Origin of the sequence: Bradyrhizobium sp. (genome assembly GCF_035652035.1) — a bacterium.
Taxonomy (GTDB): domain Bacteria; phylum Pseudomonadota; class Alphaproteobacteria; order Rhizobiales; family Xanthobacteraceae; genus Bradyrhizobium.
Map to the genome: position 1 here is coordinate 117,899 of NZ_DASREO010000091.1, position 17,128 is coordinate 135,026.

16 protein-coding genes are annotated in these 17,128 nt (G+C 61.3%); 6 read left to right on the forward strand and 10 right to left on the reverse strand.

The features are described 5' to 3' along the window. Positions 1 to 11: 11 nt before the first annotated feature. Positions 12 to 1,028: an NAD-dependent epimerase gene (locus tag VFB05_RS24450; RefSeq protein WP_325017110.1), complete on the forward strand. Its 1,017-nt coding sequence runs from the start codon at positions 12 to 14 to the stop codon at positions 1,026 to 1,028. Positions 1,029 to 1,043: 15 nt separating this feature from the next. Then, positions 1,044 to 1,496 carry a GDP-mannose mannosyl hydrolase gene (locus VFB05_RS24455; RefSeq protein WP_325017112.1) on the forward strand — a complete coding sequence of 151 codons (453 nt, stop codon included), beginning with the start codon at positions 1,044 to 1,046 and terminating at the stop codon, positions 1,494 to 1,496. A gap of 122 nt (positions 1,497 to 1,618) precedes the next feature. Here VFB05_RS24455 and VFB05_RS24460 read toward each other — a convergent pair whose 3' ends face one another. The 8 genes from VFB05_RS24460 to VFB05_RS24495 form a co-directional block, all read right to left on the reverse strand. After that, positions 1,619 to 2,359 (reverse strand): hypothetical protein, encoded by a 741-nt coding sequence (locus VFB05_RS24460; RefSeq protein WP_325017114.1) that lies wholly within the window; start codon positions 2,357 to 2,359, stop codon positions 1,619 to 1,621. A gap of 91 nt (positions 2,360 to 2,450) precedes the next feature. Beyond that, positions 2,451 to 3,677, reverse strand: a complete 1,227-nt coding sequence (locus tag VFB05_RS24465) for a phenylacetate--CoA ligase family protein (protein ID WP_325017116.1) — start codon at positions 3,675 to 3,677, stop codon at positions 2,451 to 2,453. A gap of 69 nt (positions 3,678 to 3,746) precedes the next feature. Beyond that, the gene (locus VFB05_RS24470) at positions 3,747 to 4,583 is read right to left on the reverse strand and encodes an ABC transporter ATP-binding protein (protein WP_325017118.1); all 837 of its coding nucleotides are present in this window, start codon (positions 4,581 to 4,583) and stop codon (positions 3,747 to 3,749) included. 156 nt (positions 4,584 to 4,739) lie between these two features. Continuing rightward, positions 4,740 to 6,023, reverse strand: a complete 1,284-nt coding sequence (locus VFB05_RS24475; RefSeq protein WP_325017120.1) for an ABC transporter substrate-binding protein — start codon at positions 6,021 to 6,023, stop codon at positions 4,740 to 4,742. 55 nt (positions 6,024 to 6,078) lie between these two features. Beyond that, positions 6,079 to 7,152: a branched-chain amino acid ABC transporter permease gene (locus tag VFB05_RS24480; RefSeq protein WP_325017122.1), complete on the reverse strand. Its 1,074-nt coding sequence runs from the start codon at positions 7,150 to 7,152 to the stop codon at positions 6,079 to 6,081. Between the two features lie 6 nt (positions 7,153 to 7,158). Next, positions 7,159 to 8,052: a branched-chain amino acid ABC transporter permease gene (locus tag VFB05_RS24485; protein ID WP_325017125.1), complete on the reverse strand. Its 894-nt coding sequence runs from the start codon at positions 8,050 to 8,052 to the stop codon at positions 7,159 to 7,161. A gap of 442 nt (positions 8,053 to 8,494) precedes the next feature. Beyond that, positions 8,495 to 10,426 carry a long-chain fatty acid--CoA ligase gene (locus VFB05_RS24490; RefSeq protein WP_325017127.1) on the reverse strand — a complete coding sequence of 644 codons (1,932 nt, stop codon included), beginning with the start codon at positions 10,424 to 10,426 and terminating at the stop codon, positions 8,495 to 8,497. Next, positions 10,423 to 11,250 (reverse strand): ABC transporter ATP-binding protein, encoded by an 828-nt coding sequence (locus VFB05_RS24495; RefSeq protein WP_325017129.1) that lies wholly within the window; start codon positions 11,248 to 11,250, stop codon positions 10,423 to 10,425. Before VFB05_RS24495 ends, VFB05_RS24490 begins: the two co-directional genes overlap by 4 nt. Positions 11,251 to 11,558: 308 nt before the next feature. On the opposite strand from VFB05_RS24495, the gene VFB05_RS24500 reads away from it, so the two are divergent. The 3 genes from VFB05_RS24500 to fcl all read left to right on the forward strand — a co-directional run bounded on the left by VFB05_RS24500 (position 11,559) and on the right by fcl (position 14,360). Beyond that, positions 11,559 to 12,233 (forward strand): Crp/Fnr family transcriptional regulator, encoded by a 675-nt coding sequence (locus tag VFB05_RS24500; protein WP_325017131.1) that lies wholly within the window; start codon positions 11,559 to 11,561, stop codon positions 12,231 to 12,233. 104 nt (positions 12,234 to 12,337) lie between these two features. Beyond that, positions 12,338 to 13,423, forward strand: coding sequence for a GDP-mannose 4,6-dehydratase (gmd, locus tag VFB05_RS24505; protein WP_325017133.1), 1,086 nt, complete (start codon positions 12,338 to 12,340; stop codon positions 13,421 to 13,423). Next, positions 13,404 to 14,360 carry a GDP-L-fucose synthase gene (gene fcl, locus VFB05_RS24510; RefSeq protein WP_325017135.1) on the forward strand — a complete coding sequence of 319 codons (957 nt, stop codon included), beginning with the start codon at positions 13,404 to 13,406 and terminating at the stop codon, positions 14,358 to 14,360. The genes gmd and fcl overlap by 20 nt, the downstream gene beginning before the upstream one ends. A gap of 112 nt (positions 14,361 to 14,472) precedes the next feature. Here the strand turns inward: fcl and VFB05_RS24515 are convergent, their stop codons facing one another. Further along, the gene (locus tag VFB05_RS24515; RefSeq protein WP_325017137.1) at positions 14,473 to 15,312 is read right to left on the reverse strand and encodes a uroporphyrinogen-III synthase; all 840 of its coding nucleotides are present in this window, start codon (positions 15,310 to 15,312) and stop codon (positions 14,473 to 14,475) included. A gap of 122 nt (positions 15,313 to 15,434) precedes the next feature. Here VFB05_RS24515 and purU point away from each other — a divergent pair, with 122 nt between their 5' ends. Beyond that, positions 15,435 to 16,298 (forward strand): formyltetrahydrofolate deformylase, encoded by an 864-nt coding sequence (gene purU, locus VFB05_RS24520; protein ID WP_325017139.1) that lies wholly within the window; start codon positions 15,435 to 15,437, stop codon positions 16,296 to 16,298. A gap of 157 nt (positions 16,299 to 16,455) precedes the next feature. Here the strand turns inward: purU and VFB05_RS24525 are convergent, their stop codons facing one another. Beyond that, positions 16,456 to 16,758 (reverse strand): hypothetical protein, encoded by a 303-nt coding sequence (locus tag VFB05_RS24525; protein ID WP_325017141.1) that lies wholly within the window; start codon positions 16,756 to 16,758, stop codon positions 16,456 to 16,458. Between the last annotated feature and the right edge of the window lie 370 nt (positions 16,759 to 17,128).

Below are 17,128 nucleotides of genomic sequence, written 5' to 3' on the forward strand. Positions count from 1 at the left end.
CCGGTGAAGCCATGACAGACGATGCAATTCTGGTGACGGGCGCGGCTGGCTTCATCGGCTTTCATGTTGCCCAGCGCCTGCTGTCGTCAGGCCGCGCGGTCGTCGGCCTCGACAGCGTCAACGACTACTATGATCCCGCGCTCAAGGAAGCGCGCGTCGAAATCCTGAAGCGCGAGCGCAACTTCACCTTCGTGAAATCCGATCTCGCCGATCGCGCAGCGACAAAAGCGCTGTTCGCGCAGCACCGGTTTCCTGTCGTCGTTCACCTCGCAGCCCAGGCCGGCGTGCGCTATTCGCTGGAAAACCCGCACGCCTATACCGACGCCAATATCGAAGGTTTTCTGAACGTGCTCGAGGGATGCCGGCATCACGGTTGCAAGCATCTCGTGTTTGCTTCGTCCTCATCGGTTTATGGCGCCAATACGAAACTGCCGTTTTCGGTGAACGACAACGTCGATCACCCGATCAGCCTTTACGCCGCATCGAAAAAGGCGAACGAGCTGATGGCGCATGCCTACAGCCATCTCTATCGAATTCCAGCCACGGGACTTCGCTTCTTCACGGTGTACGGCCCCTGGGGCCGGCCGGACATGGCGATGTTCATTTTCGCCAAGGCCATCGTGGAAGGAAAGCCGATCAGGCTGTTCAATGCCGGCAACATGCGGCGCGATTTCACCTACGTCGACGATGTCGTCGAAGCGATCGCGCGCCTGATCGATCGTCCGCCACAAGGCAACCCGACGTGGACCGGCGCCGATCCCGATCCCGCCTCAAGCAGCGCGCCCTGGAAAATCTACAACATCGGCAACAACCGTCCTGAGGAGTTGATGCATGTGGTCGCGCTGCTTGAGAAGGAGTTCGGGCGGCCTGCGATCAAGGAAATCCTGCCGATGCAGCCGGGCGACGTGCCGGCGACCTATGCCGATGTCGACGACCTTGCCCGGGACGTCGGATTCAAGCCATCGACGACCATCGAGGACGGCATTGCGCGATTCTCGAAATGGTTTCGCGAGTATCGCAAGGCCTGACGGCAGCCGCTGGCCATGTCGCTTTCGGATTCCGTTTTTCGAGACGTTGTGAGGAACACGCCGCTTGTCTCCATCGATCTCGTGATAACAGACCCGTCAGGGGCCATTCTGATGGGCTGGCGTGAGAACGAGCCCGCAAAAGGAACGTGGTTCGTTCCCGGCGGACGCATTCGAAAGGACGAAAGAATAGCGGATGCCTTTGGCAGAATCGTCAGAACCGAGACGGGACTGGTCAAGAGCCTGTCCGAAAGCCGGTTTGGCGGCGTGTACGAGCATCTCTATTCGACGAACTGCTTCGGGGACGCAGGTTTCAGCACTCACTATTGCGTGCTCGCCTACGTGTTACCCCTTGGCGAGCGGCCCGCCATCGCGATCGATGGCCAGCACACCAAAGTCGACTGGCTCATGCCATCGTCGGCCGACATACATCCTTACAGCCGCGCCTATTTTGAACTGCTGAGAAACTAACAGAGCGCAAGCAAACAACAGGCTCCCGCCGATCATCGGCGGGAGTTTTTTGTTGGTAGAGATCGGCGCCGGCGAATCTGGACCGCCATCGCGCCTGAACGGTCGCGAACCGTTGCGATCAACTAGCGCTTGAGGGCAACGCACCCGTACTCGAGATAGCCGCTTTCCCGCACTGGCTTGATGTTCTTGATGACGTCGAAGCCGAGGCCGGATAGCAATGCGTCCAATATTTCAGGAGATTTGGTGATATTGTGATGTCCGTCGTCATGGCCGTCGAGGTGCCAGATGTCGGTCCACAGCAGAAAATAGCAGCCGGCTTTCGCGTAGCGAGACAAGTTGTGGAGAATCGTCAACGCATCCTCGCAATGATCGAGCGCATTACGGCAAATGATAGCGCCATCGATCGTCGCGACGAGCTCTGGCAGCAGGGCCTCCGCATTGGTCGCATAGACTTTCAGATCATCGGTAAAGAACGTCTTGCCCAGTTGCTCCAGCTGGGCAGCGCGGTACTTGTCTGCAAGAGGCTCAATCACGATGCGATTCTTGATCCAGCTCAATGGAGGTAAAAATCCAAAAGGGCCGGATCCAACTTCAAGGCACTTCCGATCCCGAACACGCGCAACGAAATCGGCATAGAGAGCTTCGTCTCCCTCGAAAAACTGGTGCTCCGCCCGGTACCAGAGTCCGCCTGCGGCGCGATCCGCTTCGACCGCGGAATAGACCTCCGGAAAGTGATCGCGTATCACCACGGCATTGTTGCGCCATTCATATTCCTGAGCCTTGGCGTGATCGAACGTCCCTGACCCCGGAGCCTCTTGCCGATCAAGACCGGCCATGCGCTTCAGGAAAGTCACTGCACCCATCTCGTCCCCTTGAAATGACGATTGGAAAGGATTTGGCGGCGGACTATAAGAGACCCTCGCGGGCCCAGTCCATTCTTTTCGGCGGCCCTCTTTAATTCCGCTCGTCTGCGATCACTTTGCCGTCATTCGGCAGGCTGGCGGGCGACACCAGCTCGACGCTGCCGCCAAGATTCGTGACTGCCCGCAGCGTGGATGTGACCGCCTCGCGCAGCGCTTCGGCTGGCGAGGCGCATTCGCATTTCAGGACCATCAAATCCTGTTCGTTGTCGCGCCGGACGACGAGCCGTAGCCGTCCGAGGTCGCGATGGCGTTTGCCGATTTCCGCGATCTGCTCGGGACGAACGAACATGCCCTTCACTTTGGTTGTTTGATCGGCGCGGCCCATCCATCCCTTGATGCGCAGGTTGGTCCGTCCGCACGGGCTCTCGCCCGGTAGCGCCGCGGTGAGGTCGCCAATCGCAAGTCTGATCCAGGCATGATCCGGATCGAGCGTGGTCACGACGATCTCGCCGACTTCGCCTTCGGTCACCGGCTCGCCGGTCCCCGGCTTGACGATTTCCAGGATGATGTCCTCGCCCACCACCATGCCGTCGCGCGCCGAAGTATCATACGCGATCATGCCGAGATCGGCGGTGCCGAACGCCTGATAGGCCTCGATGCCGTGCGACTTGAACTCCTTTTGCAGCGACGGCGGAAACGCAGCACCGGAGACGATCGCGCGCTTGATCGAGGAGACGTCGCGGTCCGCGGCAATCGCCGCATCGATCAGGATCTTCAAAAAGTCGGGCGTGCCGCAATAGCCGACCGGACGATAGGCCTCGATCAGCTCGAACTGCGCTTCGGTATTGCCGGGACCTGCGGGGATCACCGCGCAGCCGAGTGCTTGCGCCGCCGTGTCGAACATGAAGCCGCCGGGCGTCAGATGATAGCTGAAGGTGTTCAGGATCACGTCGCCCGGACGAAAGCCGGCCGCAAACAGCACACGGGCGCCGCGCCAGGGGTCGACCTGCGCAGCTTCCGGTTCGAAAATCGGTCCGGGCGAGGTGAAAAGGCGCCCGAAGCTGCCGGGCGGCCTGGTCACGAACCCGCCGAAAGGCAGCGCGGTCTTGTGGAGCGCGGGCAGGTCGGATTTGCGCAGGACCGGCAGTGTTGCGAGCGCCGACCGGCTGGTGATCTGGTCAGGGTCGACGCCGCGGAGACGTTCGGCATAGCCGGGCGCTTCCATGGCTCGCCGCAACACGTCAGGCAGCTGTGAAAACAGGTCAGCCTCGCGCATCGCGTGATCGCGGGTTTCTTTCCAGTCGTAGTGCTCGGTCATTTTAACGGTCCCTTGCACGTCATTCCGAGGTCACGCCTTGGGTGCTCGGGAATGACAGCAAATGTTTCTTCACAACCATCGCTTGCGACGTTTAAAACTTTTCAGATTTTTAAAGCTTTTGCGCTGATCGCCGGCGCCGCCGAGATAGAATTCCTTCACATCTTCGTTGTCGCGCAACTCGTCGGCGCTGCCATCGAGCACCACCTTGCCTTGCTCCATGATGTAGCCGTGGCTTGCGACCGAAAGGGCGGCGCGCGCATTTTGCTCGACCAGCAGGATCGTGACGCCGAGGTCGCGATTGATGGCCTTGATGATGGCAAACACTTCCTTCACCAAGAGCGGCGACAGGCCCATCGACGGCTCGTCCATCAGGATCATCTTGGGACGGGCCATCAGCGCGCGGCCGATCGCGAGCATCTGTTGTTCCCCGCCGGAGAGATAACCGGCCAGCCCCGTGCGCTCCCTCAGGCGCGGGAAGTAGTTGAACACCATGTCGATGTCGGCGGCGACCTCGTTGTCGCTGCGGGTGAAAGCCCCTAACCGCAGGTTTTCCAGCGAGGTCATGTCGGCGACGATGCGCCGGCCCTCCATCACCTGAAAGATGCCGCGGCGGACAATCTTTTCCGGATCGATGCCGTCGATGCGCTCGCCGTCGAACAGAATTTCGCCGCGCGTCACTTCGCCGTCTTCGGTCTTGAGCAGGCCGGAGATCGCTTTCAGCGTGGTCGATTTGCCAGCGCCGTTGGCGCCGAGCAGCGCCACGATCGATCCCTTCGGCACGTCGAGGCTGAGGCCTCGCAGCACCAGGATCACGTCGTCATACACCACCTCGATGTTGCGCACGGCGAGGAGGGGGGAGGTGGTGGTGGCCGGCGCTGGGTGTGTTGCTTCAACGATCTGGGTCATTGGCGAAGCTCCATCGGCTCATCATGCCCGGCCTTGTGCCGGGCATCCATGTCTTATGCGGAGAAAGATCAGACGTGGATGGCCGGGACATAGGCTAGCGGAAGCGACGCCGTTCTTCGAGCGGCTATGCCCGGCCATGACGTCAGTGACGCGAACTCACCACCCGAACCAGTCGGCCTTGCGGGGCAGTTCGACGGTCTTCACCTTCTCGAGCTTGATCGTGCCCTTGGCCATCACGTCGTTGATGTCGCCGTCGGTCGGACCGGAAATCCTGGCGCGATAGAGGTCGACCTTCATGGTGCCGCGATGGTCCTTGTCGGTCCAGGTCGAGGGATTGCACACGCCTTCCATCCCGGCGGGCACCCAGTCCTTCTTCTGATAGAAGCCCTTGGCGACGTTCTCGCCGGTGGCGCCGCCATTCTTGGCGGCCCAGTCCAGCGCTTCCTTCATGTACATCGCCGAGCAGACCGCGGCGATGTAATGCACCGGACGATAGACCTTGCCGGTGGGATCGCTCATCTTCGAGATTTCCATCACGGTCTTCATGCCAGGCGCATTGCCGCCCCAGGCGACCGCCGTGCGCAAGGGGAAGACGATGCCGTCGGCGGCGTCACCGGCGGTCTTGGCGCCGTTCTCGTCCATGCCCCAGACATTGCCGAGGAACTGCACGTCGACGCCGGCGGTCTTGCAGGCCTTCATCACGGAAATGTTGGAAGCAGCCGTGTTGCCGAGATAGGCGTAGTTGGCGCCGGAGCTCTTCAGACTAAGGCACTGCGCGCTGTAATCGCCGGGCGTGAGCGCGAACACCAGCGGCGGCAATACCTCGAAGCCGAGTTCGGTCGCGAGCGCTTCGCCGGCCGCCTTCGGCGCATTGGGGTAGGGGTGATTGGCGCCCATGTGGACGAACTTCGGCTTGCCGGCCTTGCCCTTGGCTTTCCAGTCCTCGGCCGCCCACATCAGCATCGCGCGCAGCGAGTCCGAATAGGTCGGACCGTAGAAGAAATTATAGGGCGCGGCCTTGGCCTTGCCGCTGGTGCCTTCGGGATCGCTGAGCGCCGCCGCATAGGAGCCCGACATGTCGGGAATCTTGTCCTGCGCAACGAAACCGGTCAGCGCCTCGGTATCCGCGGTGCCCCAGCCCATGATCGCGGCGACCTTGCTGTCGGGCGCCGACCATTTCTTGTAGAGCGCGATCGCGCGCGGCACCTGATAGCCGTAATCGTTGCTGTCGACATTGAGCTGCTTGCCTCCGACGCCGCCATTCTTGTTGACCCAGGCGAAGGTATCCTTGACGGCCTGCCCGTAGGGCGTGCCGACGTCGGATGTGCCGCCCGAGAGGTCTTCGAGATGGCCGATTGCGATCTGGGCCTGCGCTGCAGACGCAGCGCCGCCAAGCATCACGGCGAGCGAAACGGTGCCGAGTAGAGATTTCAACGTCATGGTGTCTCCTCCGGTTATTCGTTTGAGCTTTATTTTAGTCCCGCCCTTGCGAACCTCAATGCGAGAACGGGTAAAGTTTCCAGTAGGTCTTGATTTGCCGCCAGCGATGCGCGAGCCCGTCGGGTTCGAACATCAGAAATCCGATGATGATCAGCCCGACCGTGATCTCGCGCAGGAACGTGATGTTGTTGTTGAGCGAAAGCGCGTGGTCGATTGCCGAACCCTTCAGGTTGGTGCTGATCCACTCCATCGATTCCGGTAGCAGCACGACGAATGCCGTGCCCATCAGCGTGCCCATCACCGAGCCGGTGCCGCCGATGATGATCATCGCCAGGAACAGGATCGAGCGTTCGATGCCAAAGCCTTCCTGCGAGATCACGAGCTGATAATGCGCATAGAGTGCGCCTGCGATGCCGGCAAAGAACGCAGCAAGGCCGAAGGACAAGGTGCGGTACTTCGTCAGGTTGATGCCCATGATCTCGGCGGAAAGATAATGGTCGCGGATCGCGACCAGCGCGCGGCCATCGCGCGTGCGCATCAGGTTGGTGACAAGGAGAAAGCTCACCACGAGATAGGCCAGCACGACGTAGAAATATTGCCGGTCGCCGCGAAACGCATAGCCGAAGATCGAGAACGGATTGGCGCTCGCCGGGACTGAGCCGCCGGAAAACCATTCCGCGCGTGAGAAGAAGTCGAGCAGGATATATTGCGCCGCGAGCGTGGCGATGACGAGGTAAAGCCCTTTCAGCCGCGCCGCCGGAACGCCGAAAACAAGTCCGACCAATGCAGTGACGACACCGGCGAGCGGAATCGCGAAGAAGACCGGAATTGGCAAATTGTTGGAGAGATAGGCCGACGTAAAGGCGCCGAACAGGAAGAACGCGGCGTGGCCGATCGAGATCTGCCCCGTGAAGCCGACGAGGATGTTGAGTCCGAGCGCTGCAATCGCAAAGATGCCGATCTGGATCGAGATCGAGAGCCAGTAGTTGGAAAGCAGGTAAGGCACGAAGCAGGCGAGAATGATGCCGAGCATCGCAAAGTTGCGGCTCATTGCCGTCGGGAAGATCGTGGTGTCCGCCGCGTAGGAGGTGCGGAAGTCGCCGGAGGGAATGAGGGAGGGGCTTGCCATCTTTGATTACACCCGCTCGATGTCTTTGGTGCCGAACAGGCCGTATGGCTTGATCATCAAGATGATGATCAGCACGTAAAACGGCGCAATCTCGTAGAGATTGCCCCAGTGCAGATATTCGCTGTCGACATATTGCGCGACGTTTTCGAGTAGCCCGATGATGACGCCCCCTAACACTGCGCCGCCGATCGAATCGAGCCCACCGAGGATCGCCGCGGGAAAGACCTTGATGCCGTAGGCGGCAAGCCCCGACGAGACGCCGTTGACGACGGCAACGACCACGCCCGCGACCGCCGAGACTGTGGCCGAGATCGCCCAGGCCATCGCGAACACGTTTTTCACGGAGATGCCGAGCGATTGCGCGACCTGCTGGTTGAAGGCGGTTGCGCGCATCGCGAGGCCATATTTGGAGGCGCGGAAGAACCAGGCCATGCCGATCATCATCGCAAGCGACACCGCAAGGCTCATGACATAGACGGATTGGATTTGCAGGCCGAAAAGATTGATCGACTCGCTGGTGAAGACCCGAGGGAACGGCTGCGGGTTGACGCCAAAAATCCATTTCAGCGCGGCGTCGAACACAGTCGAGAGTCCGATCGTGACCATGATCACCGAAATGATCGGCTCACCGATCATTGGCCTTAAGATCACGACCTGGATCGCGATGCCGAACGCGAACATGAAGACGAGCGTGAGCGGCATGCCGATCCAGAACGGCACGTCGTATTTGGTGAGCAGCGCCCAGCACACCCATGCGCCGACCAAGAGCAGTTCGCCTTGCGCGAAGTTCACAACTTGCGTCGCCTTGTAGATCAGCACGAACGACATCGCGACCACGCCATAGAGCGTGCCGACCACGAGGCCATTGACCAGGAGCTGGATCAGGAACGCGGTGTTCATGGGTTCTTCTACTCTTCGCCTTTCCCCGCTTGGACGCTGCCAACCCTCTCCCCTTGTGGGAGAGGGTGGCTTCGCAAGGCGAAGCCGGGTGAGGGGTTATTTCCAGCTGCACTCGCGGCGAGGGGCCCCCTCACCGAAGCGAATGCCGGTCGACCGACGGAGCTGCCCTCTCCCACAAGGGGAGAGGGCGCAACAACTGCCGCCGCTGCAAGCTCGCGCACGACGGTCGAATATGCGGCGCGCTGCTTACCCTCTCCCCTTGCGGGAGAGGGTGCCCGAGCGAAGCGAGGGCGGGTGAGGGGTATCGTAACTCCGATTGACCCTTTTTCCTTCGTCATGCCCGGGCTTGATCCGGGCATCCACGCCTTGCCGTGTGATCGAAACGAAGACGTGGATGGCCGGGACGAGCCCGGCCATGACGGCAGGAGTATACGGGTGTTCATCATTCCGCGGCCTCCGCAAGCGGCGCGTTGGGCGCGAGATCGATTACCTTCAGCGTGGTGCGGATGCGCTGGGTGGTGCCATCCTGGAAGCGGATCACGGTGTCGACCGGGATGTCGCTGCGTCCGCCATAGATGGATTCGATGATGTCGGCATATTTTTCGTTGATGACGCCGCGGCGGACCTTTCGGGTGCGCGTCAGCTCGCCGTCGTCGGCATCGAGCTCTTTATAGAGCAAAAGAAAGCGCGAGATGCGCTGCGCCGGCGGCAGCGTGGCGTTGACCGCTTCGACTTCCTTTTGCAGCAGGGCATAGATCTCTGCTCGCGCGGACAGGTCGGTATAGGTCGTGAACGCGATCCGGTTCTTCTCCGCCCATTTCGAGACGATCGAGAACCGGATACAGAGCATCGCTGCAAGCTGTTCGCGACCGGCGCCGAGCACGACGGCTTCGGCGATATAGGGCGAGAATTTCAGCTTGTTCTCGAGATATTGCGGCGAGAAGCGTTCGCCGCGCGAGGTCTCGGCGAGGTCCTTGATGCGGTCGATGACGACGAGATGCTTTTTGTCGTTGAAGTAGCCGGCGTCGCCGGAGAGCAGCCAGCCGTCTCGCATGTCGGCTGAAGAGGCTTCCGGATTCTTGTAATAGCCGAGGAACATGTTGGGATGGCGGATCACGATCTCGCCGACGCCATGAATATCGGGGTTGTCGATCCTGATTTCGACGCTCTCCGCCATCGCAACCCCCGTAGTATCGGGATCGACCGCGTCTTCGGGATGCAGCGTGTAGGCGCCGAGTGTCTCGGTCTGGCCGTAGAGCGTGCGCAGCGGCACGCCCATGGCGCGGAAGAACTTGAACGTGTCGGGGCCGAGCGCCGCGCCACCGGTCGCGGCCGAGCGCAGGCGGCTAAAGCCGAGCCGGTCACGCAACGCGCGGAACAGCAGCGTTTCGGCGATGACCGAGTGATGGCCCCCGGCGAGCGCCGCAAGGCCGGCCTTCATGCCGAGGTCGTAGAGCCCTTGCTTGAGCGCTGATGCATCCATCACCCGCGCGCGCACATCGGCGGCGATCGCCTCCCAGACGCGCGGCGCGAACAGCACGAACGTCGGCGCGATCTCGCGCAGATCGTTCATCATGGTCTCGGGCTCTTCGACGAAGTTGACCTTCATCCGGCAGAGCAGACCTTTGCCGAGCACGTAGACCTGTTCCATGATCCACGGCAGCGGCAGCACCGAGACATATTCGTCGTCCGGTCCCTTCGGGTCGAAGGCAAGATAAGTCGCGCAGTGGCTCAGCACGCGGCCTGCGGCGAGCATCGCGAGCTTCGGGTGAGAGGTCGTGCCCGATGTGGTGCAGAGGATCGCGACGTCCTCGCCGCGCGTCGCATCGACAAGGCTGTCGTAGAGGGCGGGCTCCCGCGCGGCGCGCTCGCGGCCGCGGGCTGCGAGCTGCTCGGCTGACATCAGGCGCGGATCTCTATACTTCCGCAGACCTCGCGGATCGGAATAGACGATATATTTGAGTGAGGACGCACGGTCGGCGAGCCCCAGGACCTTGTCGACCTGCTCTTCGTCCTCGGCAAAGACAAGCTTCGCTTCGCCGTAGTTGAGGAGATAGGCGGCTTCCTCGTCGAGCACGTCACGGTAGAGCCCGAGGCTCAGGCCCCCGATGGCATGGGTTGCGATTTCGGCCGCGACCCAGTCCGGCCGGTTGTCGCCGATGATACTGACGACGTCGCCACGCTTTAGGCCAAGTTCGACCAGGCCGAGCGTGAAATCCTTTACGCGGGCGTGGTAGTCGTTCCAGGTGAAGAGTTTCCAGAGGCCGAGATCCTTTTCGCGCAGCGCGATCTGCTCGCCGAATTCGCGGGCATTGAGCCGCAGCAGTTTCGGGTAGGTGTCGGCCTCTCGCACGCGCCCCGCGTAATCCATCATGCCGCGCTCTCCGCAGGAGCAGGGGCGGGGACTTCGTCGGGATCGACCAGCACCTCGTCCTCTTCGCCGAGATAGGCGCGCTTGACGTGGGGATCGGCGAGGACAGTGGCGGGATCGCCTTCCGCGATCTTGCGGCCGAAATCGAGCACCATGACGCGGTGGGAGATGTCCATCACCACACCCATGTCGTGCTCGATCATCATCACGGTCATGCCGAACTCTTCGTTGAGGTCGACGATGTAGCGCGCCATGTCCTCCTTTTCCTCGAAGTTCATGCCGGCCATCGGCTCGTCAAGCAGGATGAGTTTTGGCTCCAGCGCCATGGCGCGGGCGAGCTCGACGCGCTTGCGCAGACCGTAAGGCAACGTGCCGGCGGTCGCCTTGCGCACCGACTGCAAATCGAGGAAGTCGATGATCTCCTCGACCTTGCGGCGATGTTCCAGCTCCTCACGCCGTGCGCCAGTGAGCCAGTACAGCGAACCCGTGAGAAAATTGTTCTTCAGCAGGTGATGCCGCCCGACCATGATGTTGTCGAGCACGCTCATGTGGTGGAACAGCGCCAGATTCTGGAAGGTGCGGCCGATGCCAAGCCGTGGCCGCGCGTTCGGGTTGAGCGCTGTGATGTCCTGGCCGCGGTAGAACAGCTTGCCTTCGGTCGGCCGGTAGCGGCCGGAGATGCAGTTGACAATCGAGGTCTTGCCGGCGCCGTTGGGGCCGATGATCGAGAACAGTTCGCCCGGCTTGACGGCAAAACTGACGTCGGTCAGCGCGCGCACGCCGCCAAAGCGTAGCGAAACGGAGCGCACCTCCAACGTCTGGTCCAATCGTCCCTCCCTCCGGCTTGAGGCGTTTTGGGCCGGCGCTTTTCGCAGCTCTTGGCCGTTATCCCTGAATTTTCAACGCGATCCTATATCGGCCGAACCGGCGAGGCCATGCGACCATTGGCAATTTATTCGCCTTGGCACGCCGGATGCCATCCATAAATAGCTGCCCCAAATATCCCGATTGGGCGCAACTGCCTCCATAGGGTAAAGGGCGCATCTGGAATGTCTTGTGGTCGACAATTGATGTGCGATTTTCGTCGAAGCGAAAACGGTGCCTGCTGCGCCGCAGCGGAGTGGCTCGCGGAAGCATGATCACGGCGGATCACCTGCGCAAGATTGCGATCTGGTCGCGCGAACTGTCCGAGCGCGAGATCGAGGCTGCGCGCGCGGGCATCAAGGAGAAGTCATACCGGCAGGGCGAGTCCATTTTCCTGCGCGGCGACCATTTCGAATACTGGACCGGCGTCGTCTCCGGCCTGGTCCGGATGGGCACGGTCTCCCGGGGTGGCAAGGCCATGACCTTCACCGGCCTGACCGCCGGCGCCTGGTTCGGCGAGGGCACCGTGCTGAAGAAGGAGGCGCGCCGCTACGACATGGTGGCGCTCCGCGACACCCGCATTGCCCTGATGGACCAGGGTACCTTCTTCTGGCTTTACGAAAACAGCGTTGCCTTTAACCGTTTTCTGGTCGTGCAACTCAACGAGCGGCTCGGCCAGTTCATCGGTCTGGTCGAACATGGCCGCACGCTGGACGTGACTGCGCGACTGGCGCGGTCGATCGCCTCGTTGTTCAACCCGATCCTCTATCCGGACCTCAGCCGGCACCTCGAGATCACCCAGGAGGAAATCGGAGCGCTGTCAGGCATATCCCGGCAAAACGCCAACCAGTGCCTGAATCGGCTCGAGAAAGAGGGCCTGTTGCGACTTGAGTACGGCGGGGTCACCATTCTGGATATCGAGCGCCTGCGCGCCTATGGCGAGTAACCAAACTCTTTAAGTCCGTTTCTATCAGCCTGATTTTCCATCACCTTTTGCATTAGACTTCAAAGGTTGCGGATGCTAATTGCACCCGGTTATCTGGAGGCAAAATGACGGTTTCTGACACGAAGCGGCGCGTGGCGCTGATCACGGGCGTCACCGGGCAGGACGGCGCGTACCTCGCCGAATATCTGCTGGGCCTCGGCTATACCGTGCATGGCATCAAGCGGCGGTCCTCCTCGTTCAATACCGCCCGCGTCGATCACCTCTACGAAGACCCGCATACGGGCAACGTGCCGTTCCTGATGCACTATGGCGACATGACGGATTCGACCAACCTGATCCGGCTGGTGCAACAGATCAGGCCGACCGAGATCTACAACCTCGCCGCCCAGAGCCACGTCGCAGTGTCTTTCGAGAGCCCGGAATATACGGCCAACGCCGACGCGGTCGGCGTGCTGCGCCTGCTCGAAGCGATCCGCATTCTCGGCATGGAGAAGGAGACCCGCTTCTACCAGGCCTCGACCTCCGAACTGTATGGTCTGGTGCAAGAGGTGCCGCAGAAGGAAACCACGCCGTTCTATCCGCGCTCGCCTTATGCGGTCGCCAAGCTTTACGGCTATTGGATCACGGTGAACTATCGCGAGGCCTACGGCATGTTCGCCTCGAACGGCATCCTGTTCAACCACGAGAGCCCGATCCGGGGCGAGACTTTCGTCACCCGCAAGATCACGCGCGCGGTTGCCCGTATCGAGACTGGCCTTGAGGAGACGCTCTATCTCGGCAATCTCGACGCCAAGCGCGACTGGGGCCATGCCAGGGATTACGTCGTCGGCATGCACAAGATCCTGCAAGCCGATGCGCCGGATGATTTCGTGCTGGCAACCGGCGAGACGCGCTCGGTGCGCGAATTCGTCGAACTGGCGTTCAAGGAAGTCGGCCGCGCGATCGAGTGGCGCGGCAACGGCGTCGAGGAAACCGGCATCGACAAGAAGTCCGGCAAGACCATCGTTCGCATCGATCCGCAGTATTTCCGCCCCACCGAGGTCGATCTTCTGATCGGCGACCCCTCCAAGGCGCAGAAGAAGCTTGGCTGGAAGGCGCAGACGAGCCTCGCCGACCTCGTCAAGCAGATGGTGGCGGGCGACCTCGAAATCGCCCGGCGCGAGGTGAAGAATGGCAAGCACCCCGTTTGACCTGAAAGGCAAACGCGTTTTCGTCGCCGGTCACCGGGGGATGGTCGGCGGCGCACTGGTGCGCAGGCTCGCCTCCGAAGGCGTCGAACTTCTCACCGTCCCGCGGGCCGAGGTCGATCTGCGCAATCAGGCGCAGGTGTTCGACTGGTTTGCGAAGAAGCGCCCCGAGGCGGTGTTCCTCGCAGCCGCAAAGGTCGGCGGCATCGTCGCCAACAACACGCTGCGCGCCGAATTCATCTACGACAACCTCGTCATGGCGACCAATGTGATCGAGGCGGCACATCAGAACGGCGCCGGGAAGCTGATGTTTCTGGGGTCGTCCTGCATCTATCCGAAACTGGCGGCCCAGCCGCTGCGCGAGGATTCGATGCTGACCGGGCCTTTGGAAATCACCAACGAGCCCTATGCGATTGCGAAGATTGCCGGCATCAAGCTGGTCGAGGCCTATCGCAGCCAGTATGGCTCGGACTTCATAAACGTGATGCCGACCAATCTCTACGGTCCCGGCGACAACTATCATCCCGAATATAGCCACGTCGTCGCCGCCCTGATCCGCCGGTTTCACGAGGCGAAGGTTGCGGGCAGCTCCGAGGTCGTGGTGTGGGGCACCGGCACGCCGCGCCGCGAGTTTCTCTATGTCGACGATCTCGCCGATGCCTGCGTCCACCTGATGAAGACCTATTCGAGCGATGAACTCGTCAATATCGGCACCGGCGAGGACATCACGATCGCCGAATTCGCCCGCGTGGTCGCCGAGGTCGTCGGATATGGCGGCACCATCACCTACGATCCCGCGCGGCCCGACGGCACGCCGCAAAAATTGCTCGATGTAAGCAGGCTCGCCAAGCTCGGCTGGCGCGCGCGCACCTCGCTCCGGGACGGGCTCAAGCTCGCCTATCAGGCCTATTTGCGCGAACACCAGCAGGCCGCGGAGTGAGTTGAAGATAGCCTCTCGTCGTCATTGCGAGGAGCGGTAGCGACGACGCAATCCAGATAGCCTAAGGCTGGATTGCTTCGCTTCGCTCGCAATGACGGAAGCGTACGTTCGCTCATTTGGCTATCCGCGGCTCCTTCTTTGAAAGCTCAACCGCCATCGCCGAGATCAGCGGCCGCATGAAGAAGGCGTCGCCTTCAGGGTAAATATCCGCGGAAAGCCCGTGCGCTGCGAGTTCGTCGGACACCGCTGGCCCCACAGAAGCGATCAGCGTTTTCTTCAATCCCTCGCGCAGCCGCGCTTCATATCCCTTGACCCGCGCGACGTCGAACAGCCGGCGGATCTGACCCAAATTGGTCAGCGCGATCGCATCGATGCGGCCGGCTTCCATCTCCTCGATCGCGGTGACGATGTGACTGTCGGCGGCGCGCGCGTCGTAGATATAAGGCGTCACGGGAATCGTCGTGCCGCCCTGGGCCGCGATCGCTCCTAACAACGCGCTGTGATCTTTCTCAGGGTAAAGCTGCACGCCGACGCGATGACCCTTGAGACCCACGCGCGACAGCATCTCGATCATGCCTTCGGTGGTCGGTTTCTCCGTCGTGACTTGCGGCTCAAGGCCGATCTCGCGCAACGCTTTTCCCGGCTTCGGCCCGCGGGTGAAGGTGCGCGCCTTGCCGAGTGCGGCGACAAAGTTCTGATCGACGCCGAGGCGCCGCGCCGCCTTCAATAGCCGCCGCAGGCCTTCGCCGGTCATCAGCACGAGCTCGTCGAACGGCTCGGCGATCGCACCGTGAATCCAGGCCTCAACCGGTGCGGGATCGGGTACATCTTCGATCGTGAACATCGGACATTGCAGCACGTCGGCGCCCTGTTCGGTCAGCAGTTTCGAGAACTGCGCTTCCTCGCGGGTCTCCAGGATCAGGATGCGATAGCCATTCAGCCGTTCAGCCATGAGAAAAACCCGGTTTACGCTGCTTTCACTTCGTTCATCTTGATGGTTTGGAGGGTTGGCGCAAGCCTGCACGAGCTGATAGAGCAGGGCGTGTTCCGCTCAAACTTTCATCAGTGTCTGCCATGCCCGATCATCAGTTCGTCCTGACGCTTTCCTGCCCGGACCGGCCGGGCATCGTCTCCGCCGTGTCGACGTTTCTGGCCCATAACGGACAGAACATTCTCGACGCGCAACAGTTCAACGACGTCGAGACGGAGCATTTCTTCATGCGGGTGGTGTTCAACGCCGCCGATCTCGCCGTGGGCTTGTCTGCGCTGCAGACCGGCTTCACCGCGATTGCCGATCGTTTCTCGATGGATTGGCAGATGCGCGACCGCGCCAGCCGCCGTCGCGTGATGCTGCTGGCGTCCAAATCCGACCATTGCCTGACCGATCTTCTCTATCGCTGGCGCACCGGAGAGCTATCGATGGATCTCGCCGCAATCGTCTCCAATCACCCGCGCGAGACCTATGCGAGCCTCGATTTCGGTGACATCCCCTTTCACTATCTGCCGATCACCAAGGACACCAAGGCTGCGCAGGAGACTGCGGTCTGGGATCTCGTGACGGCGACAAGAAGCGATCTCGTCGTGCTCGCGCGCTACATGCAGATCCTGTCGGATGATCTGTCGGCGAAACTGTCCGGGCGCTGCATCAACATCCATCACTCGTTTTTGCCAGGCTTCAAGGGCGCCAAGCCCTATCATCAGGCGCATGAGCGCGGCGTCAAACTGATCGGCGCCACCGCGCACTATGTCACCCGCGATCTCGACGAGGGGCCGATCATCGACCAGGACGTCGAGCGCATCAGCCATCGCGATACGCCTGACGATCTCGTGCGCAAGGGCCGCGACATCGAACGTCGCGTGCTGGCGCGCGCCGTGCGGCATCATCTGGAGGATCGCGTCATCCTCAATGGCCGCAAGACCGTGGTGTTCATGGATTGATGATGCGTTGCGGCTTTCTCCGTCGTCATGCCCGGCCTTGTGCCGGGCATCCACGTCTTCCTTTTTGCTGTGGCACCAAAGACGTGGATGGCCGGGTCAAGCCCGGCCATGACAGAGTGAGAATGCTTCTCGACGCCCCGGAATGACGGTCAGCGGTCTAATGCACCGGCTCCAGCCCCGATCCCGATGACGTCGCGGGCGCCGATGCGTTGGCGTTGGCGGGCGGCGCGGGTTCAAGTCGCTTGCGCTCCTGCTCGCGCATATAGGCGTCGTATTCCGGCGTGCCTTTGCGGGGCGGTGCGTCCTTGGGCAGGCCACCAGCCCAGGCCGGCAGCGTATCGGCGATGGTGGGACCCACCTTCTCGTTGATCGACGAGCAACCGCCAAGGAGGTTGCAAAGCATCGTCCCCGCGAGCGCGAATGCGGCAATCCTGACGATATGGCGAGCGCGAGCTGACATGAGCGGAACGATAGGGCGATGGCCTTTAAAAATGATGGATTTACGGCCGTTTGACGATCTCGCCGGGTTTAAGCTGAGCACAGTCACGAGGCCAATCGGCAGCGAGCTTTGGCCTTTTCCCGTCCGGGACCTTTTTGTTGACAAGTCCATCCTATTTGTACATTCGTACAAATCAAATCGACCAGCCCGGGTCGGTCAGATCATCGGATAAAGAGGCGCGATAGAAAGAGGCACGAGGTCGAGAAGGCGCGGCTTTTTCGAAAAATGATTGTCGGCCACGGTGTCCCAAACTCGGCCGCGATTGACAGTACCATGGCACCGTAGTGAGGTCACACTGAAAGTTTAACGCTTGGGCCAGCGCACGCGGGGG